The sequence below is a fragment of the Xanthomonas sp. F14 genome (assembly GCF_014199865.1).
In genome coordinates this window covers 1,438,186-1,463,647 of record NZ_JACHOM010000001.1, presented here as the reverse complement: position 1 = coordinate 1,463,647, position 25,462 = coordinate 1,438,186, and the positions used below count along the sequence as shown (strand labels likewise).

Sequence of the window (25,462 nt, the reverse complement as noted above, 5' to 3'; positions counted from 1 at the left end):
TGCTCAGTAGGCGTTTGGATTGGCCGAGAGTTCGTCGGCGGTGACCTTGCCCTTGAGTACGCGATAGACCCAGCTTGTGTAGGCCAGCACGATCGGCATGAACAGCGTGGTCGCCAGCAGCATGATCCACAGCGTCAGGCGGCTGCTGGAGGCATCCCACAGCGTCAGGCTTGCGCTCGGTGCGGTGGACGAGGGCAACAGGAACGGGAACAACGCAAAGCCGACGGTAAAGACGATGCCGACGATGGCGCAACCCGAGGCGATGAACGCCAGGCCGCCGCGACGCACACGCAATAGCAGCGCATTCATGGCCAGCCCGACCAGGCCGATCAGCGGTGCCATCAATGTGGCCGGCATGCTGCTGTAGTTGTGCAGCCAGCCGCCGGCTGCGGTGAGTGCGGCGGTCTTGCCGAGCGGATTGGTCGGCGCATCGGTGGCCAGGAGCGAAGTCACTGCATAGCCCGGCAGACCCAGCGCCACCCATGCACCGGCGGCGGCAAACAGCGCCACCGCGCAGAGCGCGGCGATGCTGCCGAAACGCGCCGCACGCTCGGCCACCGGTCCGTCGGTCTTGAGTACCAGCATCGCCGCGCCGTGCGCCATCAACATCGCCACGCTGAGCAGGCCGGCGAGCAGCGCGAACGGCGTCAGCAGCCCGAACAGATTGCCGGTGTAGAAAATGCGCATGCTGTCGTCGAAGTGGAACGGCACGCCGAGCAGCACATTGCCGACCGCCACGCCCATGATCAGCGCCGGAATGCAGCCGCCGACGAACAACGCCCAGTCCCAGTTGCTGCGCCAGCGCTGGTCGGCCAGCTTGCCGCGGAACTTGAACCCGACCGGGCGCAGGATCAGTGCGAACAGGATCAGGAACATCGCCAGATAGAACCCGGAAAAACTCACCGCATACAACGGCGGGAATGCGGCGAAGATCGCGCCGCCGCCCAGGATCAGCCAGACCTGGCTGCCTTCCCAGACCGGGCCGATGGTGTTGATCACCAGCCGGCGTTCGGCATCGTTGCGGGCCACCAGCGGCAGCAGGGTGCTGACGCCCAGATCGAAGCCGCCCATCACCGCGTAGCCGGACAGCAATACGCCGAGCAACAGCCACCAGATCACGCGCAATGTGGTGTAGTCGAGCAAGATGAAATCCATGGTTGTCTCTCCTGGCTTACGGTGCGCCGCCGGCCAGCGCGCCGGTGCTCAATGGGGCGTCGGGTGAGGACGCGTGGGGCGAGCTGCCGTGCGGCGACGGGGTGCGTTGGCTCGGTGGAAATAGCGCATCCGGGCCCTTGCGGATGGTCTTCAGCGACAGCTTGATCGCGATCACCAACAGCGTGGTGTACAGCGCGGTGAAGCCGACCAGGGTCAACACGATTTCATACAGATCCAGTCCCGAGGCGGCATAGAAGGTCGGCAGCACGCCTTCCACCGCCCACGGCTGGCGGCCGTACTCGGCCACGAACCAGCCGCACTCGATCGCGATCCACGGCAGCGGCAGGCTCCACAGCGCCAGGGTCAGGAACCAGCGTTTTTCCTGGAAGTTGTGCTTGCAGGCGAACCAGAACGCGATGGCGAAGAAGGCGATCAGGTAGATGCCGATGGCGGCCATGATGCGGAAGGTCCAGAACAGCGGCAGCACCCGCGGCACGGTGTCCATCGCCGCCTGGGCGATCTGCTGCGGCGTGGCATTGCCGATATCGTCGCGATAGCGCTTGAGCAGCAGGCCGTGGCCCAGATCCTGCCAATGTGCCTCGAAGACCTTGCGCGCTTCGGCATCGTCCTTGTTGGCGCGGATGCGTTGCAGCGCGCCGTAGGCGATCTGGCCGCCGCGGATGCGATGCTCGGCACGGCCGACCAGTTCCAGGATGCCGGGGATCGGCTGGTCCAGCGAACGTGTGGCGATCAGACCCATCAGGTACGGGATCTTGACCGCGTAGTCGTTGCGATGGGTCTGCTGGTTGGGAATGCCGAATGCGGTGAAGTCGGCCGGGGCGGCTTCGGTTTCCCACATCGCCTCGATCGCCGCCAGCTTCATCTTCTGGTGTTCGTTGGCGGCGTAGCCGCTCTCGTCGCCGAGCACCACCACCGACAGCGAGGACAACAGGCCGAACGCGGCAGCCACTGCGAACGAACGCCGCGCCATCTCCACATGGGTGCCGCGCAGCAGATAGAACGCGCTGATCGCCATCACGAACACCGCGCCGAGCACGTAGCCGGCGCTGACGGTGTGCACGAACTTGGCCTGTGCCACCGGGTTGAACAGCACCGCCATGAAATCGACCACTTCCATGCGCATGGTGTCCGGGTTGAACACCGCGCCGGTCGGGTTCTGCATCCAGCCGTTGGCGATCAGGATCCACAGTGCCGAGAAGTTGCTGCCCAGCGCCACCAGCCAGGTGGTGGCCAGGTGCTGCACCTTGCTCAGCCGGTTCCAGCCGAGAAAGAACAGGCCCAGGAAGGTCGCTTCCAGAAAGAACGCCATCAGGCCTTCGATCGCCAGCGGCGCACCGAAGATGTCGCCGACGTAATGGCTGTAGTAAGACCAGTTCATGCCGAACTCGAATTCCATCACGATGCCGGTGCCCACGCCCATGGCAAAGTTGATGCCGAACAGCACGCCCCAGAACATGGTCATGCGCCGCCAGATGTCCTTGCCGGTCATCACATAGACGCTTTCCATGATGCCGAGCAGGAACGACAGGCCCATGGTCAGCGGCGGAAAGATGAAGTGGTACATCGCGGTGACTGCGAACTGCAGCCGCGACAGTTCAACAACTGTCGAGTCGATCATGGCGGGTGGGCCTGGTTGGGTGTCGATGAAGGAATGCAGCCGATCATCTGCGCTTGCCGCGACACGCGCGTTGATCCAGATCAATGCCGAGGCGGGCGGGTGCGGCACAATGCGCAGCCCGTAGCGGGAAGTGGCGACTTACAATCGCTTGCAACACGATGTCTTCCTTGAGAGCGATGTGAGCCAGCCCAGCGTGCGAGCCAGCGAAACGCCAGCCCAGCGCCGTCAACGCGGCCAATGGCTGGATGCACTGGCGGCCCCGGCCACGCGTGCGCGGCGCCTGGCCGGCGTGGCGGTGGCGGTGTCTGGGGTGCTGCTGCTGGCGCAGGCGGCGGCGATCGCGTGGTTGCTGCAGGCGGTGCTGGTGCAGCATCTGGCGCTGGCGCAATTGCGCGACGTGGGGGCGGGGCTGGTCTGTGCGCTGGTAGGGCGCGCGCTGCTCAATGCCTGGGCGCAGTCGCTGACCGGCGAGGTGGCCGATGTGGCCAGGCGCGAACTGCGTGCCCGCATCGCGCGCCGCCTGGTGCAGCATGGGCCGGTGTGGCTGCGCCGGCAGCGCAGCGGCGAACTGGGCGAATTGAGCCTGGCGCATACCGATGCGCTGGAGGGCTACTTCGTCGGCTACCAGCTCGCACGCACCGAGATGCTGCTGGTGCCGCCGCTGATCCTGGTCGCGGTGTTTTCGGTCGATTGGGTGGTGGGCCTGGTGCTGCTGCTGACCGCACCGCTGATTCCGTTCTTCATGATGCTGGTGGGCTGGGGCGCCGAAGCCGCCGGGCGCGACCAGCTGAGCGAACTGGCACGCATGGGCGGGCACTTTGCCGATCGCCTCAAGGGCCTGGGCCTGTTGCGCGTGTATGGCCGCGGCGAGGCCGAGTTGAGCGGCATTGCCGCGGCGGCCGAAGGCGTGCGCGAGCGTTCGCTCAAGGTGCTGCGCATCGCCTTCCTGTCGTCCACGGTGCTGGAATTCTTCGCCTCGGTGAGCGTGGCGATCGTGGCGCTGTACTTCGGCCTGACCTATCTGGGCATGCTCGATCTGCACGGCTTGCCGACGCTGGGCGCGGGCATGTTCTGCCTGCTGCTGGCGCCGGAATTCTTTGCGCCGTTGCGGCGGCTGGCGGCGCATTACCACGACCGTGCCAATGCGCTGGCGGCGGTGGCCGAAGCCGAGCGCCTGCTGGAAGGCTTCGCGCCGGCATCGGCAACGCCACCGGTGACGGTGCCGCCCTTGCGTGCACTGGAACCGGCCCAGGCACACGCCCCGCTCTTGCAGGCGCGCGATCTTGCGCTACGGCCGCCGGGCGCGCCGCACACGGTGGTCGCGCATTTTTCGCTGACCTTGCAGCCCGGGCAGCGCGTTGCCGTGATCGGTGCCAGTGGCAGCGGCAAGAGCACCTTGCTGGAGGGCCTGGCCGGCTGGCTGGCGCCGGAGGCCGGCAGCGTGGTGCTGCGGCCGGGGACCCGCATCGGCTATGCCACGCAGCGGCCGTATCTGTTTCACGGCAGCATCGCCGACAACCTGCGCCTGGCCGATCCGCAGGCCGGCGCTGCGCGCCTGCACGCGGTGGCCGACGCCGCGCAGGTGCTGCGCTTTGCCGCGCAGCTGCCTGCGGGCCTGGACACGCAGATCGGCGAGCGCGGCTTCGGGTTGTCCGGTGGAGAGGCACGGCGCGTGGCCCTGGCGCGGCTGTTGCTGCGCGAGCCGGACCTGTTGCTGCTGGACGAACCCACTGCCTTTCTCGATCCGGACACCGAAGCGGAGTTGCTGCGCACCCTGGGTGTGTTCGCACGCGGCCGCGCGGTGGTGCTGGCCACGCACAGCGCCGCGGTGATGCGCTGGGCCGACACTGTGATCGACCTGCGCGGCGCCACCGTCGCAGCGGAGCTGCCATGAACGGCACACAGCCCGACCGTCTGCGCGATGTGTTTCGCCGGCATGCTTGGCGCCTGCTGCTGTCGGCGCTGTTGGTCCTTGTCACCATGCTGGCCGGCGTGGGCTTGCTCGGCCTGTCCGGCAGTTTCCTGACCGCCGCTGCTTTGGCCGGTGTCGCCGGCATGGGCAGCGGCTTCAATTTCTTTTCGCCCTCGGCCGGCATTCGCGCGCTGACCTTTGCGCGCATCGTTTCGCGTTATGGCGAAAAATTGATCGGCCACGACGCCACGCTGCGCATCGCCCGCGACCTGCGCGTGTGGTTCTTCCGCCGCGCGTTGCCGCTGGCGCCGGGCCGCCTGTCGGCCACGCGCACCGGCGATCTGCTGGCGCGGCTGATGTCCGACATCGGCGAGGTCGATGGCGTGAGCGTGCGCGCGCTGGCGCCGTTGAGCGCATTGCTCGGCATCTGGGTGGCCGGCGTGGCGGCAGCGGCGCTGATCTATCCGCCGGCTGGCGTGTTGCTGGTGGTGCTGGGCGTGGTCATCGGCGGTGTGGTGCCGTGGCAGGTGGCGCGCGGCGGTGCGCAGCGCGAACAGCTGCGCGCCCGGCAACGCACCGCCTTGCGCACGCAGGCGTTCGAGGGCCTGGAAGGTGCGGCCGATCTCGCTGCGGTGGATGCGCAAGGTGCCTGGCTGCATCAGGTCGATGCAACGGCGGCGGCGGTGGTCGATGGCGATCGCCTGCAGCGCCGTCGCCTGATCGGCGGCAACCTGCTGCATGCGGTCTGCGGCGGTATCGGTCTGGCCGGCATGTTGTGGCTTGGGTTGAGCGCGGCAGAACGTGGATTGATTGCTGCGGAAATGGCGGCCGGGCTGGTGTTCCTGACCATGGCATTGCTGGAGGTCTGGGCCGGCGCCGGGCTCGCCTTGCAGGCGCTGCAGAGCGCGCGCGTTGCGGCCAGGCGCTTGCAGTCCATCGTCGATCAGGCGCCGTCGGTCGTCGATCCGTCGCAGCCAGTGGATGCGCCACGCAGCGGCACGCTGCGCCTGCAACAGGTCAGTTTTGCGTGGCCGGGCAGTGGACGCCCGCTGCTGCAGGCGCTCGATCTGAGCCTGGCGCCTGGCGAGCGCATCGCCATCAACGGTGACAGCGGCAGCGGCAAGAGCAGCTTGTCCGCAGTGCTGTTGCGGCTGTGGGACCCGCAGGCCGGGCAGGTGAGCTACGCCGATATCGACTTGCGCCATTTCGCGCAGGCGCAATGGCATCAACGCATCGCCTGGCTGCCGCAGAATGCCCCGGTGTTTGCCGGCACGGTGCGCGACAACCTGCGCATCGGCGATGCCGGCGCAGGCGATGCGGCCATGTGGAACGCGCTGGACCAGGTGCGCCTGCGCGCCTGGGCCACCGCGCAGAACGGTCTGGACACCTGGGTCGGCGAAAACGGCGCCACGCTCTCGGCCGGCCAGGCGCGCCGGCTGGCGCTGGCGCGCGCCTTGCTGCGCGAGGCGCCGATCCTGCTGCTGGACGAACCCACCGACGGCCTGGATGTGGATACCGCACACGCCTTGCTGCTGGATCTAGCTGCCGCGCTGGGCGAGCGCAGCCTTGTGATGATCACCCACGACAGCGTGCCCGATGGCGTGGTGCAGCGACGTTATCGCCTGCGGGCCGGTGCGCTGGAGCCGTTGGCCTGAGGATGCTGTTGCCGGTTCGCACTGACCGGTTGCGCGCATGTATCACGCATGCGCCGCTTACCCCAGCAATGCGTGGAGTGCTGCCAGCAGCGCAGGTTGGCGGCATGCCCAATACAAGGCGGCGACGTTCGCTACGACAGTGATCCAGAACCGCAGCTGGAAGGCCGCCTTGCTGGATTTATGCCGGAACAGCGCCTGCGCCAGCAACGCGCCCGGCCAGCCGCCGAGCAGTGCGATGAGGTGCAGGGTGGCTTCCGGTGTGCGTTGCCGGCCGCGTTGGGCTGCGCTCTTGTCGAGCCGGTAGACCAGCATCGCCAGCAAGCTTGCAGCCGCGTACCACAGCGCCAGCAGCGCCGGCAGGCGGCCTGCAACCACCATGGCAGTCATGCCGATCAGGAACAGCAGCGCCAGCGTCTTGCGCGGCAGGCTCTGCTGCCGTGACGGACCACGCCGCCGTTGCGCAGGTCTGGAAATCAGCAAGCGTCCAGGAAGTTGCGTACCGCCGGCCCGAAGCGTGCGAAATCGACCAGGAAGGCATCGTGGCCTTGTGGCGAATCCAGCCCGATGAAGTGTGCCTCGGCACCGCCGGCGCGCAGGCCTTCGGCGATCTGTTCCTGTTGCTGCACCGGGAACAGGATGTCGGTGTTGGCACCGATCGCCAGCGCACGCGCGATGCGGATCTGCGCCAGTCCGGCCAGCACCGTGGCGTCGGTCGAGATGCCTGTATCCGGCCTGGCGGCGACCGCAGCGTTGTCGGCTTGCGTGCCATCGACCCGCGCGTCGATGGACGGGCTGTTGTCGACATACTCGGCCAGATCGAACCAATCCATCGAGCGGCTCAGATACAGATAGCAGTTGGGATCGAAGAAGCGCACGAAGCGGCGCGCATGGCCTTCCAGATAACTTTCGACCTGGAATTCCAGGCCGAACGGATCGTCGGCGGCCTGTTCGGAATCCAGCCGCACGCGGCCGAAGCGGCCGTCCCATTCCAGTGCCGAGCGGTAGGTGATCACGCCGAGCTTGCGCGCCATGCGCATGCCCGACTCCGGGTAACACGTGTCGTCGTAATGGCCGCCGTTCCAGTGCGGATCCAGGCGGATGGCTTCGCGCTGCAGCGAGCGGATCGCGATCGAGAACGGCAGCGCCTGCGCACTGCCGGAGATATTGATATGGCTGCGCGCGATGCCGGGGTGGCGCAGCAACAACGCCAGTGCGGTCATGCCGCCCATCGAGTTGCCGATCAGGCAGGCCAGTTGTTCGATGCCCAACGCGCGCACCACGTCGGCTGCGGCATCGGCCACATCTTCGATCGACAGTTCCGGGAAACCCAGGCGATACCGCGTGCCGGTGGCAGGGTCGATCGACGCCGGGCCGGTCGAGCCCTTGCAGCTGCCCAACGAATTGACGCAGACCACGAACCAGCGTTCGGTATCGATCGGCTTGCCAGGCCCGAGCATTGCTTCCCACCAGCCCGGCTCGGGATTGGCCGGATTTGCCGCGGCATGCGCATTCGGCGACAGACCGGTGACGATCAACACCGCATTGCTGCGATCGGCTGCCAGCGTGCCCCAGGTTTCGTAGGCGACACGCGCCTGCAGCAGCACACCACCGCGCTTCATCGGAAACGGCGAGGGCAGCGCGTGGAACAGCGTGCCGGGGGGAATGAATTCGGTCATGCGGCAATTCTATCTGCCATGGCAGGTGCCGGGGGGCAGGATGGGAATGGGGATTCGGGAATTGGGAATCGGTTTGAGTCGTTGCTCTGTGTGATGCCACTCTGCAGAGCGGCGCATCTGCGGTTTGGTTGCAGGGCCCTTGCCCGCCCACCGTCGCAGGACACGCCGCAAGTACGTCCTTGTAGGCTCTTACGCGGCATCTATGCCGCGTAAGGTCCCGCGACGGTGGGCGGGCAAGGACCAGTGGAGATTGTCGGGGTGCATGGTTTCAACAACGCAACCGATTCACTCTCTGGCGCGGCGAGGGCATCGCGCGTTCGACCAACGCGGCTTGGATTATCCAGATGACGCTGACGGCAGCTGACAACGTGATGGCGTGCCTGCGTTTTCTGTTAACCGCTTTTGGTCCATTGGCCTCAAGCGTAGTCACCAAACGTGGCGGGCAATCAGCGGCCGATCACCAGCTCCACCGGCGCGGCAGTGGGCAGTCCCACCATCACCGGCACGCTTTCGACATCGTCGGCCTGGCGCATCGCGTTGCCGCTGCGCGATAGCCTGGCGAGCACCTGCACGGTGTCCAGCGACGACAGCGTGCGCGTCGGCATCGGGCTGTCGCCGTCGTCCAGGGTGATGGTCAACGGCAGCTCGCGCAGCGCGTGTTTTTCCACCGCCACCGGCATCGGCGTGTCGGCGGCGCGCGCAATCACGAAGACGCTGGTGTCGCCCGGCAACCCGGTGCGTTTGGCGAACTCGGCATCCAGCGTCACGCGTACCTGGATGCGTTTGCCGCTGGCTGCATCGGCGGCAGGCGCAGCCGGTGCCTGGATCGGCGCCAGCCTGGCTTCCTGGCGCGCGGCGTTGATCTGTTCCAGCAGGCCGGGTCGGGTAGAGGCATCCACCACGCGCAACAACGGCTCCCAGGTCTCGCTGGCCTTGGCCGGTTCACCGGCCTGGCGCTGCACCACGCCCAGGAACCAGCGTGCGCGTTGATGGTCCGGTTGCACCGCCAGCGCATGTTCCAGCAGGCGCATGGCCTGCGGATCAGGGTGCCCGCTGTCGTCGGCGAGCATGCGCGACTGCGCGGCAGCCACCAGCACATCCGGCTCGTCCGGGCGCAGCGCGGCCGCGCGCGCAAACGCATCGCGCGCTTCGGCGAATTTCTGTTGGCTGGACAGCGAGCGCCCCAGCAATACCCAGCCTTCGGCCTGATCGGGATTGCGCGCCAGTGCGGCGCGCAGTTGCACGATGGCCTCATCCAGCGAGCGTGGCGTGGCCGGCCGCTCGGCCGGCGCCTGAATCGCGCTCGGCGTGCCGACCAGCCAGTACAGTGCCGTGCTCGCCGCCAGCAGCAACACCGCGATGCTGGCGGTCAGCCCGCGCGCCTCGCGCCACAGCGGCCGCAGCGCCACGCCGAAGACAAGCAGGGTCAGCAGCACCACCGCACTGACGAAGCCGACCATCACCACTCCTGCTCATCGGCGGGCAGGGCGGGCGCAGCCACGCTGCGTCGGCGCACCAGCAACACAATGGCGCCAGCACCCAGCAGCAACACCAGCAGCGGGCCGAACCACAGCAGCCAGGTGCGCGATTCCACGCGCGGGCGGTACAGCACGAACTCGCCATAGCGCGCGACCAGGAACTGGCGGATCTGCGCATCGCTGCGGCCTTCATGCATCAGCGCCAGTACTTCGCGGCGCAGGTCCTGGGCGATCTGCGCATTGGAATCGGCCAGCGACTGGTTCTGACACTGCACGCAGCGCAACTCGGCGGTGAGCGCATGGAAGCGCGCCTCTTCTTCAACCGAGGCGTAGCGCAGCGGCGCCGGGTCGCCGACCGGCTGGGCCAGCGCCAGCCAGGGCAACAGCAGCAGCGTCAGCAGCCAGGCGCGCATCATTGCTTGGCGTGTAGGTCCGGAGCGGCACTGGGCGAGCGCTCGATCTTGCTCAGCACCGGAATCAGCTGCGTGTCGATGATGGATTGGGTGAGCATGCCGCTGTACTTCCAGCGCACGACGCCGCGCCCGTCGACCAGAAAGGTCTCCGGTGCCGCAGCGATGCCGAAGTCGATCGCGGTACGGCCATCCTTGTCGGCGACCACCAGCAGGTAGGGGTTGCCCAGCTGTTCGAGCCAGCGCAGCGCATCGTTGCGCTCGTCCTTCCAGTTGTAGCCGATCACGCGCACGCGCTTGGTCAGCGCAAAGCGGCTCAGCACCGGGTGCTCCTCGCGGCAGGCCGGGCACCAGCTGCCCCACACGTTGATGATGTACGGCGCGCCGCGCAGTTCGCGCGCATGCACCACGATGCTGGGGTCGTGCAGCAGCGGCAGCGCGAACTCCGGCGCCGGCTTGCCAATCAGCGCAGAGGGCAGGGCATCGCGATCGTCCTGACCGGAGCGCACCACCGCATAGACCAGCAGCGCTGCCAGCGCGAGCAGCAGCACGATGGCACCCACCAGAACCGCAGTAGGCAGGCGGGGTGAACGTGACTCAACCATCTTGGATCTCCGGAGAACGACGAAAACGCCGGTCGGCCGCGGTGACCAGGCCGCCAAGCGCCATCAGCAGCGCCCCCAGCCAGATCCAGCGGACGAACGGTTTGAGGTGGACGCGGACCGCCCAGGCCTGATTGCCCAGGGGTTCGCCAAGCGCGACATACAGGTCGCCGAATGGGCCGGGACGGATCGCCGCCTCGGTCAAGGTCTGCCCGCCGCTGGCGTAGCGGCGTTTTTCCGCATGCAGCAGGCCGACCGGCGCATCGTCCTTGAACACCTGCAGATTGGCACGGTCGGAGACGTAATTGGGCCCGCGCAGCTCTTCGACATTATCGAAGTGCAGCGCGTATCGGCCGATCTGCATCTGCTGCCCGGGCGCCAGTGCGACCTCGCGCTGCAGGCTCAGTGATTCCACCAGCAACGCACCGGCCAGGAACACCGCCACGCCCAGGTGCGCCAGCAGCATGCCCAGCATTTCGGCGGTGAGCTTCCGGCCCTTGGCTGCGCGCCGCGTCCACAGGAAGCGCAGCGTGCCCAGTAGCACCCAGGCCGCGCCGGCCACGCCGAGTGCCGCCTTCCACTCGCCCTGCGGCGCGGCGAACCAGGCCAGCACGCCTGCGGCAACCGCCAGGCCTGCCCATGGTGCGAGCATCGCCAGCGGACGCGAGGCCTGCTCGCGCTGCCAGCGGGTCAGCGGGCCGAACGGCAACAGCGCCACCAAGGGCGCCATCAGCACCAGGAACAAGGTGCCGAAGTAGGGCGGCCCCACCGACAGCTTGCCCAGGCCCAAGGCGTCGGCCAGCAGCGGATACAGCGTGCCCAACAACACCATTGCGCAGGCGCAGGCGAGCAGCAGGTTGTTCAACAGCAGCAAGGTTTCGCGCGAGCTGCCGGCGAACGCGCGGCGCGGGTCATCGACCAGCGACAGGCGCGGCGCACGCAACGCGTACAGCAACAGCGAACCACCGACCACCGCCAGCAGGAACACCAGGATGAACAGGCCGCGCGACGGGTCGGCCGCAAACGCATGCACGCTGGTCAGCACGCCCGAGCGCACCAGGAAGGTGCCCAGCAACGACAGCGAAAAGGCGGCGATCGCCAGCAGCAAGGTCCAGCTGGCGAAGCTGCCGCGCTTTTCGGTGACCGCCTGCGAATGCAGCAAGGCGGTGCCCACCAGCCACGGCATGAAACTGGCGTTTTCCACCGGGTCCCAGAACCACCAGCCGCCCCAGCCCAGCTCGTAATACGCCCACCAGCTGCCAAGCGCGATGCCGACGGTGAGCATGGCCCAGGCCACATTGGTCCATGGCCGCGTCCAGCGCAGCCAGCGCGCATCCATGCGGCCTTCCAGCAATGCGGCAATGGCGAAGGCGAACGGCACCGCAAAGCCGACATAGCCGCAATACAGCATCGGCGGATGGATGATCAGTCCCGGGTCCTGCAACAGTGGATTCAGGTCGGCGCCTTCCAGCGGCACCGGCAACAAGCGCGCGAACGGATTGGAGGTGAACAGCAGGAACGCCAGGAAGCCGATGCTGACCAGCGCCATCACCCCGAGCACGCGCGCCACCACCTGCGCGGGCAACTGCCGCGACCACAGCGCCACCGCCCCGGTCCACAGCGCCAGCACCAGCGTCCACAGCAGCAATGAGCCTTCGTGCGCACCCCACACCGCCGAGTAGCGATACATCACCGGCAGCAGGCTGTTGGAATTCTCGGCGACATAGCGCACCGAAAAATCCTGCACCAGGAAGGCATGCGTCAGCAGCGCGAAGGCCGCTGCGATCAGGCCCAGCTGCAGCAACGCGGCCGGCCGCGCGACCGCCATCCAGCTGCTGCGCCCACGCTGCGCACCGGCCAGCGGCAGCGCGGCCTGCACCAGGGCCACCAGCAAGGCCAGAATCAGCAGGAAGGTGCCGAGCTCAGGCAGCATCGGGTTGGCGCGTTGGCGGGCAGGCAGTGGTGCGACGCTTGCCGGCGCAATGCAGGGGCGGCATCCGGGCAGCGTCTGCATGCGCCTGCCCAGACATCGCGACATCGTCGGCCACGCAGGCAAGCTGCAAGCGACCACAGCGCAGCAAGGCGAACGTTTTGACCCCTGCCATCAACGCAGCGCTCCGGCCTGGTCTGCGGCCGCCGGCACATCGTGCTTGCGGTGCGCGCTGCCCATCTTGTCGGCGACTTCCTTCGGCATGTAGGTCTCGTCGTGCTTGGCCAGCACATCTTCGGCAACGAACACGCCGTTCTGCATGCGTCCGGTCGCCACCACCGCCTGTCCCTCGCGAAACAGGTCCGGCAGGATGCGGTCGTAGCGCACCGGCAACTGTGCATCGCCATCGGTGACGCGGAACTGCGCTTCCAGCGAACCGGACGCACGTTGGAACGAGCCTTTCTCCACCATGCCGCCGAGCCGGAAGCGCGCATGCTCGCCGGCGTCGCCGCGCAGCACTTCCGACGGTGTGTACAGATAAGCCACATTGCGCTGCAGTGCCATCGCCACCAGCGCGGTCGCCAGGCCACCGGCCAGCACCAGCGCGATCACCAGCCAGATCCGGCGGCGCCGTTGCGGGTTCACCGGATCAGCTCCGCATCGCTGGGCACCGCGCGCTTGCGCTCGCGCAAACGCCGCGCCTGCGCGACCTTCAACGCGCGGCGCAGCTGCCAGCGACCGGCAATCAGGTCCCACAGCAGCACCAGCACGAATACCGCGTAGGCGGCGATGACGTAGGGCAGGTAGCTCATGCCGCGCGCTCCGGCGCATCGCGCACGATCCAGGCCTTGCCGGCCTCGCGGCGCAGGTTGTCGGCGCGCGCACGCGTCAGCAGCGAACCGGCGAACCAGAACTTGGTGCCGATCACCATCAGCCACAGCGGCAGCAGCATGCTGGCATCGATGCTGGAGGGGCCGAGCAGACGGATGCTCTGGCCCTGATGCAGCGAGTTCCACCACACCACCGAATAGCGGATCACCGGCAGCAGCGCCACGCCGACGATCGCCAGCAAGGCGGCCGCGCGCGCGGCCTGACGGCGATCGTCGATGGCCTGGTACAGACCGATCACGCCCAGATACAGGAACAGCAGGATCAGCTCGGTGGTCAGGCGCGGGTCCCAATCCCACCAGGCGCCCCACATCGGCTTGCCCCAGATGCTGCCGGTCAGCAGGGTGATCACGGTGAACGCCGCGCCGATCGGCGCGCAGGCCATGGCCAGGATTTCGCAGATCTTGATGCGCCAGATCAGCGCGATCGCCGCGTACACCGCCATCAGCCCGAACACGAACAGGCTCATCCACGCGCTCGGCACATGGATATACAGAATGCGGAAGCTATCGCCCTGCTGGTAGTCGGCCGGGACCGCAAACAAGGCCTGCCAGATGCCCACGCCCAGCAACACCGCGGCCAGCGCGTAGCACCACGGCGCCCAGCGCGCAGTGAAACGGTCGAAGATCGGAGGCGAGGCGAGTTGGTGGAACCAGCGGGCGACGACGTTCATGCGATGGCAGCAGCCTTTGGAATGGCATTGGCTCTCGAAACAGCAACAACGCAATGAGTGGAGCGTCTTGTCGACAGCGCATCGACCGCAGGGCTCAACTCAAGGAAATCCGGATTGCGGCAGCCGCAGCCAGCGGTGCCAGCACCACGCCGATCACCAATCCGGCGCCCAGCAACAACAACGCACCCACCGCATCCTGCCCTTGTCCGCTGGCCGCGACACTGCCGGCACCGAACACCAGCACCGGCACGTACAACGGCAACGCCAGCAACGCCACGAGAATACCAGAGCGTTTCATCGTCACCGTCAGCGCCGCAACCACGGCACCAAGCAGGCTCAGAAGCGGTGTGCCCAGCGCCAACGATGCCAGCAGCACCGGTAGTTGGTCATGTGGCAGGTGCAGCAATTCGCCCAGCAGCGGCGTCACCGCGATCAACGGCAGCGCACTGGTCGCCCAGTGCAGCAGCACGCGCACCGCGATCAGCCACGCCAACGGCACCGGCGCCAGCAGCCATTGCTCCATCGAGCCGTCTTCCACGTCGCTGCGGAACAGCGCATCCAGCGACAGCAGGCCGGCCAGCAGCACCGACAGCCACAGCACCGCCGGTGCGGCCTGCGCCAGCAGGTCCGGGCGACCGCCCAGGCCCAGCGCGAACAACACCACGATCAGCAGCGCGAACAGCGCCGGCTGCAAGGCATCGCTGCGACGGCGCCACAGCAGCTGCAGGTCGCGGCTGAGCAGCGCGCGCGCGGCCTGCCACAGCGAGGGTTGTGGCGAATGCAGGCTCATGCCGCCGCCTCCAGCGTGAGCATGCGCGTGCGCACCGGCGGTGCCGCATAGGCGCCGTGGGTGGTGACCAGCGCCGCGCCACCGCCGCGCAGGTGCGCGGAGATCATCCGGTTGACCAGGGTGATGCCGTCCAGGTCCAGGTTGGCGTAGGGCTCGTCCAGCAGCCACAGCGGGGCCGGCGACAACCACAGCCGCGCCAGCGCCAGGCGCTTGCGCTGGCCGGCCGACAGCTGCCGCACCAACGCATCCTCGTAGCCGGCCAGGCCGACGATGGCCAGCGCACTGCCGGGCATCTGCTTGGCGCGGCGGCCATGCAGGCCGCACAGAAAGTGCAGGTTCTCCAGCGTGCTGAGGTCGGCCTTCAGCCCCGGCAAATGGCCCAGATAGGCCATGAAGCGGCTGCGGTCGCCGCGCCGCGCGGTCTTGCCGTCGATCTCGATCTGCCCGCGCTCCACATGCAGCAGCCCGGCCAGCACCCGCAGCAGCGTGGTCTTGCCGGCGCCGTTGTCGCCTTGCACCAGCAGCGCCTCGCCGGCATCGACATGGAAATCCAGCGGGCCGAACACCGGCTCCTCGTTGCGGCTGAAAGCCAGCGCGCGCGCCGCCAGCAGCGGTGGCGCAGTGTGCAGCGGTTCGATCATCGGCGCAGCGGGCTCCCGTCGCAGGACGGCATGGGGTGGGCGAGGCAGGGCGCGCATTGTAGCGACGATGGCGCGCTGCCGGGGGCGCGTTCGGCGGCGTGATGTGTCCGGGAACGCTGTTTTGCATCGCCTGGGCGCAACCGCCTGGCGGCTTTGCGTACACTCGCGGTCCCCCCGTTTGTTGCCCGGACAGGCCCGATGCCCCTCACGACCAAGCTGCCCAAGGTGGGCACCACCATCTTCACCGTCATGTCGCAGCTGGCGGCCGAACACGGCGCGGTGAATCTGGGCCAGGGTTTTCCCGATTTCGCGGTGCCGCAGCGGCTGGTCGATGAACTGGCCAAGGCCATGGCGGCCGGCCACAACCAGTACCCGCCGATGACCGGCGTTGCGGCCTTGCGCCAGGCCATCGCCGGCAAGGCGCAGCGCTGCTACGGCGCGCAGGTCGATGCCGACAGCGAGATCACCGTCACCAGCGGGGCCACCGAGGCGATCTTCAACGCCATCCACGCGGTGGTGCGTGCAGGCGAGGAGGTCATCGTGCTGGACCCGGCCTACGACTGCTACGAGCCGGCGATCGACCTGGCCGGCGCGCGCGCCGTGCACGTGGCGCTGGACCCGCAGACCTTCGCCATCGATTGGCCGGCGCTGCGCGCGGCGATCACGCCGAAGACGCGCCTGCTGATGATCAACTCGCCGCACAATCCGTCCGGCGCGATGCTGTCTGCCGATGACATGCAGCGCTTGACCGAGCTGTTGCGCGGCAGCGCCATCTTCCTGCTCTCGGACGAGGTGTACGAACACATCGTGTTCGACGGTCGCCGCCACGAATCGGTGTTGCGCTGGCCGGAACTGCGCGAGCGCGCGTTCGTGATTTCCAGCTTCGGCAAGACCTATCACTGCACCGGCTGGAAGATCGGCTACGCGATCGCGCCGCCGGCACTGAGCGCCGAGTTCCGCAAGGTGCACCAGTACAACACCTTCACCAGCTTCGGCCCGGCCCAGCACGCATTCGCCGCGATGATTCGCGACGAACCCGAACACGACGAACACCTCGGCGCGTTCTACCAGGCCAAGCGCGACCGTTTCCGCGAACAGTTGCTGACCACGCGCCTGAAGCCGTTACCGGTGCCCGGCGGCTACTTCCAACTGGTCGACTATTCGGCGATCAGCGACCTGCCCGACACCGAGTTCGTGAAGTGGCTGACGGTGGAAAAGGGCGTGGCCGCGATTCCGCTGTCGCCGTTCTACGAGACCGCGCCGCAAGGGCAACGACTGGCGCGGCTGTGCTTCGCCAAGAACGATGCGACCCTGGATGCGGCGATCGCGCGGTTGCAGCAGCTCTGAAGAGCTGGGAATCGGGAATCGGGATTCGGGAATCGTAACGGCGGTTGGTCGTTTGTTGACGAGTTCGCAGAAAGCCGATGACAGGAAGCCACCCGAAACCCGCCGTTCGAATCCCAAATCCCCACTTCCGAATCCCGAGCCTTTAATGAACGACCTGCGCATCTCCCTGATCCAAGGCGACACCCGCTGGCATGACCCGGCCGGCAATCGCGACTATTACGGTGCGTTGCTGGAGCCGTTGGCCGGGCAGACCGATCTGGTGATCCTGCCGGAGACCTTCACCAGCGGGTTCTCCAACGACGCCATCGACAAGGCCGAGGACATGGACGGGCCGACCGTGGCCTGGGTGCGTGCGCAGGCGGCGCGGCTGGATGCGGCCGTCACCGGTAGCGTGCAATTGCGCACGCCCGAAGGCGTGTTCAACCGGCTGCTGTGGGCCACGCCGGACGGGGCGCTGCAGTATTACGACAAGCGCCATCTGTTCCGCTTCGGCAACGAGCACCTGCGCTACGCGGCCGGGCGCGATCGCCTGACGGTGGAGTGGAAGGGCTGGCGGATCAATCCGCAGGTCTGCTACGACCTGCGCTTTCCGGTGTTCTGCCGCAATCGCTTCGATGTCGAGCGGCCGGGCCAGCTGGATTTCGATCTGCAACTGTTCGTCGCCAACTGGCCGTCCGCGCGCGCCTATGCCTGGAAGACGTTGCTGCGCGCACGCGCGATCGAGAACCTGTGCTTTGTGGCAGCGGTCAACCGCGTCGGCGTCGACGGCAATCAGCTGCACTACGCCGGCGACAGCGCCGTGATCGATTTCCTCGGCCAGCCGCAGGTGGAAATCCGCGAGCAGCCACAGGTGGTCACCACCACCCTCAGCGCTGCCGCCCTGGCCGAACACCGCGTACGCTTCCCGGCGATGCTGGATGCGGATGAATTTGTGATTAGGGATTAGGGATTAGGGATTGGTGCAAGCAGGCAAGGCACAGCTATCCGTTTGCCCGCTGTTGCGAATCCCCAATCCCCAATCCCCGCTACTCACCCAACTTGATCTCGTAGATCTTCGGCCACCGCTTGCCGGTGACGAACAGACGATCGTGCTCGGCGTCGTAGGCGATGCCGTTGAGTACATCGTTGCTTGGGTCGCTCAGGGTGTCGGCGTCCGGCACCAGCGCCTTCAAGTCGATCCAGGCGATGACCTTGCCGCTGGCCGGGTCGATGCGTGCGATGCGGGTGGTCAGCCAGACGTTCGCCAACAGCTCGCCGTTGACCCATTCCAGCTCGTTGAGATTGTCCAGCGCCCTGCCGCCGGCAGTGACCTTGATGCTGCCGACCTGCTGCAGCGTCTGCGGATCCAGCCGTCGAATGCGGGCAGTGCCATCGCTCATGTATAGGCTGCTGTCGTCGCGGGTCAGCGCCCAGCCCTCGCCGGAATAACTGAACTGCGTGCGCGGCGTCAGCGTGGCCAGGTCGTAGACAAACCCGCGCTGGTTGCGCCAGGTCAGCTGGATCAGGCGGTCGTGCCAGGCCACGATGCCTTCGCCGAAAAACGGCGCCGGTGTCGAGGCCTGCTGCAGGACGCGGCCGGTCTCCAGCTCGACCTTGCGCACGCTGGACTGGCCCAGTTCGCCGGTGCTCTCGTACAGGTAGCCGTCGAGATAGAACAGGCCTTCGGTAAAGGCGGCGGTGTCGTGCGGATAGGTGCGCACGACGGTATAGCCCTGGGTCGGGATGGTCTCGCCGCAGTGGGCGAGGGTGGGCAGCAGCAGGGCGGCGAAGAGCAGGCTGTAGACGGTGCGTGGCATGCCGCAATCATCCCATGCCGCCATCGCAGACTGTGGCGGCGCAGGCCGCCGGCCGGCGAAATAATGATTCGCTGAACGGTCGCATGCGCGGTGCCGGCATGTTGTCGCGGCTGCCACATCGGCGCTGATAGGCTCGGCGCCACGTTCACCAACCGGAATGCCCGCATGATCAAGTCCCTTTCCCTCTTCGCGCTGCTGGGCGCCGCAACGCTTGCACCGCAGGCGCAGGCCGCCGGTAACATCGACTGCCAGCTGTCGTTCAACCTGTCGGGCTGGTCGGTGTTCTACAAGACCGCCAGCGGCACCGGCACCATCAAGTGCGACAACGGCGCGGTGATCCCGGTCAAGATCTCCAGCAAGGGCGGCGGCCTGACCGTCGGCAAGTCCAAGATTGTCGGCGGCCGCGGCACCTTCTCAGGCGCCTACAGCCTCAATGATCTGTTCGGCACCTACGCGGCGGCCGAAGCGCATGCCGGCGTGGTCAAGTCCAGCACGGCACAGGTGGTCACCAAGGGCGACATTTCGCTGGCCCTGGCCGGCACGGGCGAGGGCGTCGATCTGGGCGTGGCGGTGGGCAACTTCGTCATCGAGCGTCGCAAGTAAGACGCTGTGCATGCAGCGCAAGCGTCGCCAATGGTCGACGCCTGCGTGAACGCGCAGCGCCCCCAAACAGTGGGCTCTGCGCTGTTGCTGTACGAACTCGGTGTCGCTGCTGTTTCCAGCAACTGCGATGCCGGGCGCGAACGGAAACACCAATAAAAAACGGCCCTTTGCAGGGCCGTTTTTTATTGCGCGTGCCGCAGCTTAGCGACCGCGATTACCACCGCCTGGCGGACGACGATTGCCGCCACCCGGCGGGCGACCACCCGGTCCACGCGGCGCGCCGCCCGGACCACCCGGACCGCGATTGCCGCCCGGACCACGGTTGCCACCGGGGCCACCCGCGCGTGCGCCGGTCGGGCGACCGGCCGCCGGACGTGCCGCGCCATACGGGCTGAAACCCGGGTTGGCGTGATCGGACGGAAAGCTCGGCGCATTGCCCGGATGACCGTACGGGTGCTTGCGCTGACCCTGGCCCTGCGACTGGCCCTGTCCGCCACCGGCGCCGCCACGTGCCGCGCCGCCCGCGCCAGGGCGTGCATTGCCCGCGCCGCCACCTGGGCGTGCACCGCCCGGACCCTTCTTCGCGTACGGGCGCGCCTGGCCGGTGCCAGGGCCACCGGGGCCGGCATTGCGGTGGCCGCTCGGGCCGGTGCTCACGCCATCGGGCACGTACCAGCTGCGGAACGCGGCCGGGTTGCCGTCCGGAAGGCCGCGGTCGCCCTTGGCGGGGGCGCGTTGCTTGAATGGGCGCTGCTGCGACTGCTTGGCCGCCGCTTCGCCGCTGACGGTGAGGCCACCGCGGAAACCGCCTGGCTTGCCACGGCCACGGCCGCCGCGATCTTCACGCAGGTTGTCGAAGCGACGCAGTTCGCGGCCTTCGTCGGCGCCGGAGGTCTGGCCATTGACGTAGGCATTGCTGCGGCCATCGCGCGAGACGTGCACGGTGGACTTGGCGGCGCGGCGCTGGCCGATCACCGGCTGCAGCGTCAGCGCCGACGGCGCGCCTTCTTCCAGCTTGAGTTCGGCGCGCAGGCTGTCGACCTTGTCCTGCGCCACTTCGATCGACTGCCCACGCAGCAGTTCGCGCGGCAGCGAGATCTTGCCGTAGCGGCTGCGCTTGAGGCGACTGACCTGGCAGCCCTGCGACTCCCACAGGCGACGCACTTCGCGGTTGCGGCCTTCCTTGACCACCACGCGGAACCAGTCGTGCGAATCGGTGCCGCCGATGCGTTCGATCTCGTCGAACTTGGCGCCGCCGTCTTCCAGCAGCACGCCGCGTGACAGGCGCTCGATGATGGCGTCGGAGACCTTGTCCTCGCCTTCCGGGGCGCGTACGCGCACCACGTATTCGCGCTCGACCTCGTAGGAGGGGTGCATCATCGCGTTGGCCAGCTCACCGTCGGTGGTCAGCAGCAGCAGGCCGGTGGTGTTGATGTCCAGGCGGCCGATGGCGATCCAGCGCGAGCCTTTCAATGCCGGCAGCGACTCGAACACGGTCGGGCGGCCTTCGGGGTCTTCGCGGGTGGTCACTTCGCCTTCGGGCTTGTTGTAGATCAGCACGCGCGAGGGCTCGGTCAGCGCGCTGGCCACGAAACTGCGGCCATCCAGCTCGATCTTGTCGCCGCTGCGCACCGACATGCCGGTCTGCGCGACGGCGCCATTGACCTTGATCAGGCCATCGGCAATGCGCTGTTCCAGCGCGCGGCGCGACCCCAGTCCGGCCTGGGCCAGCACCTTGTGCAGGCGCTCTTCCAGCTTGGGCGCTTCGGGCGCGCTGTCGCGCTTGAGGGAAAGCTTGTTCAACGACAGCTTGCGGGGGGTGTCACTCATGTGTCTGGCTCCGGCCGACGCGTTCTGGGTCGGCCTCTGGTTCGGAATCGGCTTCGTCAACAGCCACGGTCGTCGTCGCGACGGCGTTGTCTTCGTCTTCGTTCACTGCATCCGCGCGCGTTCCCGGCGCGGTGTCGGGGTCGCCCTCACGGGCGTCATCTGGGTCCAACGGGTTTGGGTCCTGCGCCGAGGCATGCTCGGGGTGTTGCGGTGTGTCGTCACTCGATTCATCGGCGCTGGCGTGGTCATCGACCGCGTCGGCGTGGTGTTCGATTTCATCGTCGACTGCAGTGCCTGGGCTGGCGGTCTGGTCGCTGTCGTCGGCATTAACAGCCATCTCGGCATCGGCGTGCGTTGCGTCGTCGCTGTCGCTGGTTGCATCGGTGGTGCTGTCCGATGCCGGCAACACATCCTCGGCATCGCGGTGTTCCGGCGCAACGTCGCCCGGGTCGGCATCCGCGTCAGCACCTGCATCCGCCGCCGCGTCAGTCCGGGCGGCAATCGCCGCATCGGCGCCGGCGCCGTCTGCATCCGCCATATCCGGGTCTGGATCCGTATCCGGACCCGCTTCAGCATGCTCCGCACCCATCGCCGCCGACGCCGGCACCGCGCCATCCAGTTGGCCGTCGCGGTCCAGCGGCAACTGCGGCTCCAGCTCGGCAATGTCCTTCAACTCAGACAATGGCGGCAGCTCGTCCAATCGCTTGAGCCCGAAGTAATCCAGAAAGCCCTTGGTGGTGCCGAACAGGGCCGGCTTGCCGGGCACGTCGCGGTGGCCGACCACGCGGATCCACTCGCGTTCTTCCAGCGCCTGGATGATGTTGCTGCTGACCGCCACGCCGCGCACCTGCTCGATCTCGCCGCGGGTGATCGGCTGCCGGTAGGCGATCAGCGCCAGGGTTTCCAGCGTGGCGCGGGTGTACTTGGTGCGGCGCTCGGTCCACAGCCGGGCGACCCAGCCATGCACGTCAGCCTTGACCTGGAAGCGGAAGCCCGAGGCCACCTCGACCAGCTCCACGCCGCGCTCGGCGCAGCCGTCGCGCAGCAGTTCCAGCGCGCGCTCGACACTGCCGGGCGGCGCCGGTTCTTCTTCCGGAAACACGCCCTGCAGCTGCGCCAGCGTCAGCGGCTGGCTGCTCGCCAGCAGGGCGGCTTCGATGATGCGGGTGATCAACGCTTGATCCATTCGGTGATCGGCTTCAGAGGGGTTCGTTGGCGGCATCGCTGTCGTCGAATTCGCTGGAGAATTGCAGCGGCGCATTGGTATTGCCCAAGGCCAGCGACTTCACGTAGATCGGCGCCAGCGGCGCCTCCTGCACGATGTCCAGCAACTGCTCCTTGGCCAGTTCGAGCAGCGCCAGGAAGGTGACCAGCACGCCGAGCTTGCCTTCTTCGGCAGTGAACAGCGATTCGAAACGGTAGAACCTGCCATCGTCCAGGCGGCTCAGCACATCGCCCATGCGCTGGCGCACGCTCAGCGCCTCGCGCTTGATCGCATGGCCGGTGAACAGTTCGGCGCGTTTGAGCACGTCGTACAGCGCCATCAGCATTTCTTTCAGTTCCACCGGCGGCGGCAGCTTGACCGCGGCGCGCTCGGGCAGATGCGCCTGCACCGGCGCGCTGTCGCGGCCCATGCGCGGCAGCGTGTCCAGATCCTCGGCAGCCTGCTTGAAGCGTTCGTATTCCTGCAGCCGGCGCACCAGCTCGGCGCGCGGATCGTTTTCTTCGCCTTCCTCGCTGGGCGGGCGCGGCAACAGCATGCGCGACTTGATCTCGGCCAGGATCGCGGCCATCACCAGATATTCCGCCGCCAGTTCGAAGCGCAGCTCCTGCATCACGTTGATGTAATCCACGTACTGCCGGGTGATCTCGGCGACGGGGATATCCAGGATGTCCAGATTCTGGCGACGAATCAGATACAGCAGCAGGTCCAGCGGACCTTCGAAGGCATCCAGGATGACTTCCAGCGCGTCCGGCGGAATATACAGATCCTGCGGGATCTGCAGCACCGCTTGCCCATGCACCACCGCCAGCCGCATTTCCTGCTGCTGTGGCGGCGCGCTCGTGGCTGGCGGATTCGCGTCGTGCGCGAGTTCGGAATTCATCAGGTCGACATCGGGTCTTACGGTCGCCGGCCACGGTCGGAGCCGCGCCTGCAGGGCTTTGCCTTGAGTTATTGCGATCAATGTCGTGCCCGTGCCGGCACGATCCTACAAATCCACATACAACGTGCGCCGCGTGGCATGCGGCGACGGAACAGCGAGGAGGTCGTCTACGCGGGTCGGCGGTGGGCAGCGAATCGGTCGTCGAGGAGGCGTGGGGCCTGGGCCGACGGGCCGCTGCGTCCGATTGCGTGTGCAGTGGTGGCAAGGGTAATGCGTGCGCGGGGGCGGTGTCCAGCGCCGAGGCGGCTAGAATCCCGGGGCTGTTCTTCACGTCTTGGGCGAGGTGGCCTATGTGGTACGTAATCGAGGGGTATGACCGGGCCGACGCACTGGCGGCCCGGCAGCAGGCGCGACCGGCGCATCTGGCCCGTTTGCAGGCGCTGGCGGCGGCAGGGCGCCTGCTGGTGGCCGGGCCATGCCCGGCGATCGATGCGGAGGATCCGGGCCCGGCCGGTTTCAGTGGCAGCGTGGTCATCGCCGAATTCGACGCGCTGAATGACGCCCGCGCCTGGGCCGATGCCGAACCGTATGTCGAGGCGGGTGTCTACGTGCGCACCGAGGTGCGTCCGTTCCGCCGGGTGCTGCCATGAGCCGGGTCGAGCGGATCCGCACCGCGCTGCAGGCGGCGCTGGCGCCGACCGAGCTGGAGGTGGTGGACGACAGCCATCGCCATGCCGGGCATGCCGGCGCGCGCGACGGCCGTGGGCATTTCAATGTGCGCGTGGTCAGCGCCGCCTTCGCCGGCAAGCCGCCGCTGGCGCGGCACCGCGCGGTCTATGCCGCGGTGGGCGAGATGATGCAGACCGATATCCACGCGCTGTCGATCGAGGCGATCGCGCCGGGCGAGGCGGGATAACCGGGCCAATCAAACCGCCGTCGTAGGAGCGCACCCGGGCGCGACTGCCTTATCCCATAGCCACCGTCGCGCCCGGGTGCGCTCCTACGCGGGGGACCGTTCCCTCCGGAGCGCCAAACCGCCCAACCGTGATCGCCGTCGACCTTCATCCGTGGACATATGGGCGATATTTGTTGCGTCGCAACACATCGCTTCACGTATTCATCACTTGCAGATGCTTGATCTGTAAGCGTTTTCACGGGCGTGAAGACAGGGGTTTACGCCTTCGTATGAAAACGCTTACAGTCCGCGCCAGTTTTGGGAACTCGGTCGCGGAGGGCGACACGAATGGCCAAGGGTGCGGTCACCATCAAAGATGTCGCCAGGGAAGCACAGGTCTCCGTTGCAACGGTGTCGCGTGCGCTCAATGGGCATGACAACGTCGCCGGGCCGGTGCGCCAGCTGGTGCAGGACGTGGCCGCGCGGCTGCGCTACAGCCCGCATGCGGCAGCCCGCAGCCTCAGCAGCCGACGCACCCAGACCCTGGGCGTGGTGCTGCCCGATCTGTATGGCGAATTCTTTTCCGAGCTGATCCGCGGTATCGATGGTGCGGCGCGTGCCGCCGGCCAGCATCTGCTGGTGTCCAGTTACCACGGCGACCCGGAAGCGCAGGGCAGGGCATTGCAGTCCATGCGCGGGCGCGTGGATGGTCTGCTGGTGCTGTCGCCGTATGCCGAGCAGCCCGGGTTCCTCACCGACAACCTGCCGCAGGCGCTGCCCACGGTATTGATCAACGCGCATCTCCCCGGCGACGCCTATCCGGTGCTGAGCATCGACGACCATGCCGGCGCGATGGCGATGACCGAACATCTGTTGTCGGCCGGACATCGGCGCATCGCCTTCATCGGCGGGCCAGCGCTGAATTTCGATGCGCGCGAACGCCTGCGTGGCTTCCGCGATGCGATCGCCGCCCACGGCGGTACCGCGCAGGGCATCGAATTCACCGGCGACTTCGACGAGGCCTCAGGCCACCGCGCCGGGCAGGCGATGCTGGCCGGCGGCACGCTGCCCGACGCGGTCTTCGCCGCCAACGACATGACCGCGCTGGGCTGCCTGTACGCGTTTGTCCAGGCCGATGTCTCGGTGCCCGGCGATGTGGCACTGGCCGGTTTCGACGATATTCCGCTGGCCCGTTTCGTCCATCCGGCGCTGACCACGATGCGGGTCAGCATCGCGCGCCTGGGCGAGCAGGCGATGTCCCGGCTGATGCGGCTGGTGGACCAGCCCGGCCGCGACGACGGCATCCGCCAATTGCTCACGCCCGAGCTGGTGATCCGCGCCTCCTGCGGCGCCGGCGAGCCCGGCCCCTGAGGTTTCCTGCCCGCTGACCCTTTTCGCGGACGTTCTGTCCGCTCCCGCTGCCCCCCGCAGCGGTCG

General features: G+C 67.5%; 25 protein-coding genes. 8 read left to right on the top strand and 17 right to left on the bottom strand.

The features are described 5' to 3' along the window. Positions 1-3 precede the first annotated feature (3 nt). Positions 4-1,155: a cytochrome d ubiquinol oxidase subunit II gene (cydB, locus tag GGR73_RS06330; RefSeq protein WP_039521843.1), complete on the bottom strand. Its 1,152-nt coding sequence runs from the start codon at positions 1,153-1,155 to the stop codon at positions 4-6. Between the two features lie 16 nt (positions 1,156-1,171). After that, entirely contained in the window at positions 1,172-2,794 is a 1,623-nt protein-coding gene (locus GGR73_RS06325; protein ID WP_184456071.1) for a cytochrome ubiquinol oxidase subunit I, read from the bottom strand. A gap of 148 nt (positions 2,795-2,942) precedes the next feature. On the opposite strand from GGR73_RS06325, the gene cydD reads away from it, so the two are divergent. Together cydD and cydC are read left to right on the top strand one after the other, a co-directional pair. Next, positions 2,943-4,688: a thiol reductant ABC exporter subunit CydD gene (cydD, locus tag GGR73_RS06320; RefSeq protein WP_184456518.1), complete on the top strand. Its 1,746-nt coding sequence runs from the start codon at positions 2,943-2,945 to the stop codon at positions 4,686-4,688. Next, positions 4,685-6,361, top strand: a complete 1,677-nt coding sequence (cydC, locus tag GGR73_RS06315; RefSeq protein WP_184456069.1) for a thiol reductant ABC exporter subunit CydC — start codon at positions 4,685-4,687, stop codon at positions 6,359-6,361. The genes cydD and cydC overlap by 4 nt, the downstream gene beginning before the upstream one ends. Before the next feature lie 57 nt (positions 6,362-6,418). Here cydC and GGR73_RS06310 read toward each other — a convergent pair whose 3' ends face one another. The 11 genes from GGR73_RS06310 to ccmA form a co-directional block, all read right to left on the bottom strand. Further along, positions 6,419-6,841 (bottom strand): DUF1294 domain-containing protein, encoded by a 423-nt coding sequence (locus tag GGR73_RS06310; RefSeq protein ID WP_184456066.1) that lies wholly within the window; start codon positions 6,839-6,841, stop codon positions 6,419-6,421. Further along, entirely contained in the window at positions 6,835-8,037 is a 1,203-nt protein-coding gene (gene metX, locus GGR73_RS06305; RefSeq protein ID WP_184456064.1) for a homoserine O-acetyltransferase MetX, read from the bottom strand. Before metX ends, GGR73_RS06310 begins: the two co-directional genes overlap by 7 nt. 446 nt (positions 8,038-8,483) lie before the next feature. After that, entirely contained in the window at positions 8,484-9,497 is a 1,014-nt protein-coding gene (locus tag GGR73_RS06300; protein ID WP_184456062.1) for a c-type cytochrome biogenesis protein CcmI/CycH, read from the bottom strand. Further along, positions 9,497-9,931 carry a cytochrome c-type biogenesis protein gene (locus GGR73_RS06295; protein WP_184378258.1) on the bottom strand — a complete coding sequence of 145 codons (435 nt, stop codon included), beginning with the start codon at positions 9,929-9,931 and terminating at the stop codon, positions 9,497-9,499. The genes GGR73_RS06300 and GGR73_RS06295 overlap by 1 nt, the downstream gene beginning before the upstream one ends. After that, the gene (locus GGR73_RS06290) at positions 9,928-10,530 is read right to left on the bottom strand and encodes a DsbE family thiol:disulfide interchange protein (RefSeq protein WP_024939984.1); all 603 of its coding nucleotides are present in this window, start codon (positions 10,528-10,530) and stop codon (positions 9,928-9,930) included. The genes GGR73_RS06295 and GGR73_RS06290 overlap by 4 nt, the downstream gene beginning before the upstream one ends. Further along, entirely contained in the window at positions 10,523-12,460 is a 1,938-nt protein-coding gene (locus GGR73_RS06285; RefSeq protein ID WP_104569974.1) for a heme lyase CcmF/NrfE family subunit, read from the bottom strand. The genes GGR73_RS06290 and GGR73_RS06285 overlap by 8 nt, the downstream gene beginning before the upstream one ends. A 171-nt stretch (positions 12,461-12,631) precedes the next feature. Further along, a complete protein-coding gene (gene ccmE / locus GGR73_RS06280; protein ID WP_039515161.1) occupies positions 12,632-13,102 on the bottom strand; it encodes a cytochrome c maturation protein CcmE in 471 nt (156 codons plus the stop codon). Continuing rightward, positions 13,099-13,269, bottom strand: a complete 171-nt coding sequence (locus tag GGR73_RS20285) for a heme exporter protein CcmD (protein ID WP_102254266.1) — start codon at positions 13,267-13,269, stop codon at positions 13,099-13,101. The genes ccmE and GGR73_RS20285 overlap by 4 nt, the downstream gene beginning before the upstream one ends. Continuing rightward, a complete protein-coding gene (gene ccmC / locus GGR73_RS06270; RefSeq protein WP_046342978.1) occupies positions 13,266-14,018 on the bottom strand; it encodes a heme ABC transporter permease CcmC in 753 nt (250 codons plus the stop codon). Before ccmC ends, GGR73_RS20285 begins: the two co-directional genes overlap by 4 nt. 94 nt (positions 14,019-14,112) lie before the next feature. Beyond that, positions 14,113-14,808 carry a heme exporter protein CcmB gene (gene ccmB, locus GGR73_RS06265; protein WP_006452115.1) on the bottom strand — a complete coding sequence of 232 codons (696 nt, stop codon included), beginning with the start codon at positions 14,806-14,808 and terminating at the stop codon, positions 14,113-14,115. Further along, positions 14,805-15,449, bottom strand: coding sequence for a heme ABC exporter ATP-binding protein CcmA (ccmA, locus tag GGR73_RS06260; protein ID WP_039527017.1), 645 nt, complete (start codon positions 15,447-15,449; stop codon positions 14,805-14,807). Before ccmA ends, ccmB begins: the two co-directional genes overlap by 4 nt. A 198-nt stretch (positions 15,450-15,647) precedes the next feature. On the opposite strand from ccmA, the gene GGR73_RS06255 reads away from it, so the two are divergent. Both GGR73_RS06255 and GGR73_RS06250 read left to right on the top strand, forming a co-directional pair. Continuing rightward, positions 15,648-16,796 (top strand): pyridoxal phosphate-dependent aminotransferase, encoded by a 1,149-nt coding sequence (locus tag GGR73_RS06255; protein WP_046342977.1) that lies wholly within the window; start codon positions 15,648-15,650, stop codon positions 16,794-16,796. A 145-nt stretch (positions 16,797-16,941) separates the two neighbouring features. Next, complete coding sequence (locus GGR73_RS06250; protein ID WP_166764440.1) at positions 16,942-17,742, top strand: amidohydrolase; 801 nt, start codon at positions 16,942-16,944, stop codon at positions 17,740-17,742. A 79-nt stretch (positions 17,743-17,821) separates the two neighbouring features. Here the strand turns inward: GGR73_RS06250 and GGR73_RS06245 are convergent, their stop codons facing one another. Further along, entirely contained in the window at positions 17,822-18,592 is a 771-nt protein-coding gene (locus GGR73_RS06245; RefSeq protein ID WP_146091060.1) for a glutaminyl-peptide cyclotransferase, read from the bottom strand. Between the two features lie 165 nt (positions 18,593-18,757). On the opposite strand from GGR73_RS06245, the gene GGR73_RS06240 reads away from it, so the two are divergent. Beyond that, positions 18,758-19,195, top strand: a complete 438-nt coding sequence (locus tag GGR73_RS06240; RefSeq protein ID WP_016904973.1) for a hypothetical protein — start codon at positions 18,758-18,760, stop codon at positions 19,193-19,195. Between the two features lie 201 nt (positions 19,196-19,396). Here the strand turns inward: GGR73_RS06240 and GGR73_RS06235 are convergent, their stop codons facing one another. Genes GGR73_RS06235 through GGR73_RS06225 form a run of 3 tightly spaced genes read right to left on the bottom strand, consistent with a single transcriptional unit; the run spans position 19,397 to position 23,130 of the window. Continuing rightward, positions 19,397-21,025, bottom strand: coding sequence for a pseudouridine synthase (locus tag GGR73_RS06235; RefSeq protein ID WP_184456060.1), 1,629 nt, complete (start codon positions 21,023-21,025; stop codon positions 19,397-19,399). Further along, complete coding sequence (gene scpB / locus GGR73_RS06230; protein ID WP_184456058.1) at positions 21,018-22,247, bottom strand: SMC-Scp complex subunit ScpB; 1,230 nt, start codon at positions 22,245-22,247, stop codon at positions 21,018-21,020. The genes GGR73_RS06235 and scpB overlap by 8 nt, the downstream gene beginning before the upstream one ends. Next, a complete protein-coding gene (locus tag GGR73_RS06225; protein WP_024940608.1) occupies positions 22,225-23,130 on the bottom strand; it encodes a segregation and condensation protein A in 906 nt (301 codons plus the stop codon). Before GGR73_RS06225 ends, scpB begins: the two co-directional genes overlap by 23 nt. Positions 23,131-23,480: 350 nt before the next feature. On the opposite strand from GGR73_RS06225, the gene GGR73_RS06220 reads away from it, so the two are divergent. The 3 genes from GGR73_RS06220 to GGR73_RS06210 all read left to right on the top strand — a co-directional run bounded on the left by GGR73_RS06220 (position 23,481) and on the right by GGR73_RS06210 (position 25,396). After that, positions 23,481-23,780: a YciI family protein gene (locus tag GGR73_RS06220; RefSeq protein ID WP_184456056.1), complete on the top strand. Its 300-nt coding sequence runs from the start codon at positions 23,481-23,483 to the stop codon at positions 23,778-23,780. Beyond that, the gene (locus tag GGR73_RS06215; RefSeq protein WP_016904540.1) at positions 23,777-24,046 is read left to right on the top strand and encodes a BolA family protein; all 270 of its coding nucleotides are present in this window, start codon (positions 23,777-23,779) and stop codon (positions 24,044-24,046) included. The genes GGR73_RS06220 and GGR73_RS06215 overlap by 4 nt, the downstream gene beginning before the upstream one ends. A 327-nt stretch (positions 24,047-24,373) precedes the next feature. Beyond that, positions 24,374-25,396 (top strand): LacI family DNA-binding transcriptional regulator, encoded by a 1,023-nt coding sequence (locus tag GGR73_RS06210; RefSeq protein ID WP_184456054.1) that lies wholly within the window; start codon positions 24,374-24,376, stop codon positions 25,394-25,396. Positions 25,397-25,462: the final 66 nt, after the last annotated feature.

Excerpts from the sequence above, each read along its gene's own strand:
- GGR73_RS06235 (WP_184456060.1), bottom strand. The coding sequence starts at position 21,025 with ATGAGTGACACCCCCCGCAAGCTGTCGTTGAACAAGCTTTCCCTCAAG.
- GGR73_RS06295 (WP_184378258.1), bottom strand. The coding sequence starts at position 9,931 with ATGATGCGCGCCTGGCTGCTGACGCTGCTGCTGTTGCCCTGGCTGGCG.
- ccmA (WP_039527017.1), bottom strand. The coding sequence starts at position 15,449 with ATGATCGAACCGCTGCACACTGCGCCACCGCTGCTGGCGGCGCGCGCG.
- GGR73_RS06325 (WP_184456071.1), bottom strand. The coding sequence starts at position 2,794 with ATGATCGACTCGACAGTTGTTGAACTGTCGCGGCTGCAGTTCGCAGTC.
- metX (WP_184456064.1), bottom strand. The coding sequence starts at position 8,037 with ATGACCGAATTCATTCCCCCCGGCACGCTGTTCCACGCGCTGCCCTCG.
- GGR73_RS06240 (WP_016904973.1), top strand. The coding sequence starts at position 18,758 with ATGATCAAGTCCCTTTCCCTCTTCGCGCTGCTGGGCGCCGCAACGCTT.
- GGR73_RS06210 (WP_184456054.1), top strand. The coding sequence starts at position 24,374 with ATGGCCAAGGGTGCGGTCACCATCAAAGATGTCGCCAGGGAAGCACAG.
- GGR73_RS06290 (WP_024939984.1), bottom strand. The coding sequence starts at position 10,530 with ATGGTTGAGTCACGTTCACCCCGCCTGCCTACTGCGGTTCTGGTGGGT.
- GGR73_RS06225 (WP_024940608.1), bottom strand. The coding sequence starts at position 23,130 with ATGAATTCCGAACTCGCGCACGACGCGAATCCGCCAGCCACGAGCGCG.
- GGR73_RS06285 (WP_104569974.1), bottom strand. The coding sequence starts at position 12,460 with ATGCTGCCTGAGCTCGGCACCTTCCTGCTGATTCTGGCCTTGCTGGTG.
- GGR73_RS06245 (WP_146091060.1), bottom strand. The coding sequence starts at position 18,592 with ATGCCACGCACCGTCTACAGCCTGCTCTTCGCCGCCCTGCTGCTGCCC.
- cydC (WP_184456069.1), top strand. The coding sequence starts at position 4,685 with ATGAACGGCACACAGCCCGACCGTCTGCGCGATGTGTTTCGCCGGCAT.
- GGR73_RS06300 (WP_184456062.1), bottom strand. The coding sequence starts at position 9,497 with ATGGTCGGCTTCGTCAGTGCGGTGGTGCTGCTGACCCTGCTTGTCTTC.
- ccmC (WP_046342978.1), bottom strand. The coding sequence starts at position 14,018 with ATGAACGTCGTCGCCCGCTGGTTCCACCAACTCGCCTCGCCTCCGATC.
- ccmB (WP_006452115.1), bottom strand. The coding sequence starts at position 14,808 with ATGAGCCTGCATTCGCCACAACCCTCGCTGTGGCAGGCCGCGCGCGCG.
- GGR73_RS20285 (WP_102254266.1), bottom strand. The coding sequence starts at position 13,269 with ATGAGCTACCTGCCCTACGTCATCGCCGCCTACGCGGTATTCGTGCTG.
- GGR73_RS06255 (WP_046342977.1), top strand. The coding sequence starts at position 15,648 with ATGCCCCTCACGACCAAGCTGCCCAAGGTGGGCACCACCATCTTCACC.
- scpB (WP_184456058.1), bottom strand. The coding sequence starts at position 22,247 with ATGCCGCCAACGAACCCCTCTGAAGCCGATCACCGAATGGATCAAGCG.
- GGR73_RS06250 (WP_166764440.1), top strand. The coding sequence starts at position 16,942 with ATGAACGACCTGCGCATCTCCCTGATCCAAGGCGACACCCGCTGGCAT.
- GGR73_RS06215 (WP_016904540.1), top strand. The coding sequence starts at position 23,777 with ATGAGCCGGGTCGAGCGGATCCGCACCGCGCTGCAGGCGGCGCTGGCG.
- cydB (WP_039521843.1), bottom strand. The coding sequence starts at position 1,155 with ATGGATTTCATCTTGCTCGACTACACCACATTGCGCGTGATCTGGTGG.
- GGR73_RS06220 (WP_184456056.1), top strand. The coding sequence starts at position 23,481 with ATGTGGTACGTAATCGAGGGGTATGACCGGGCCGACGCACTGGCGGCC.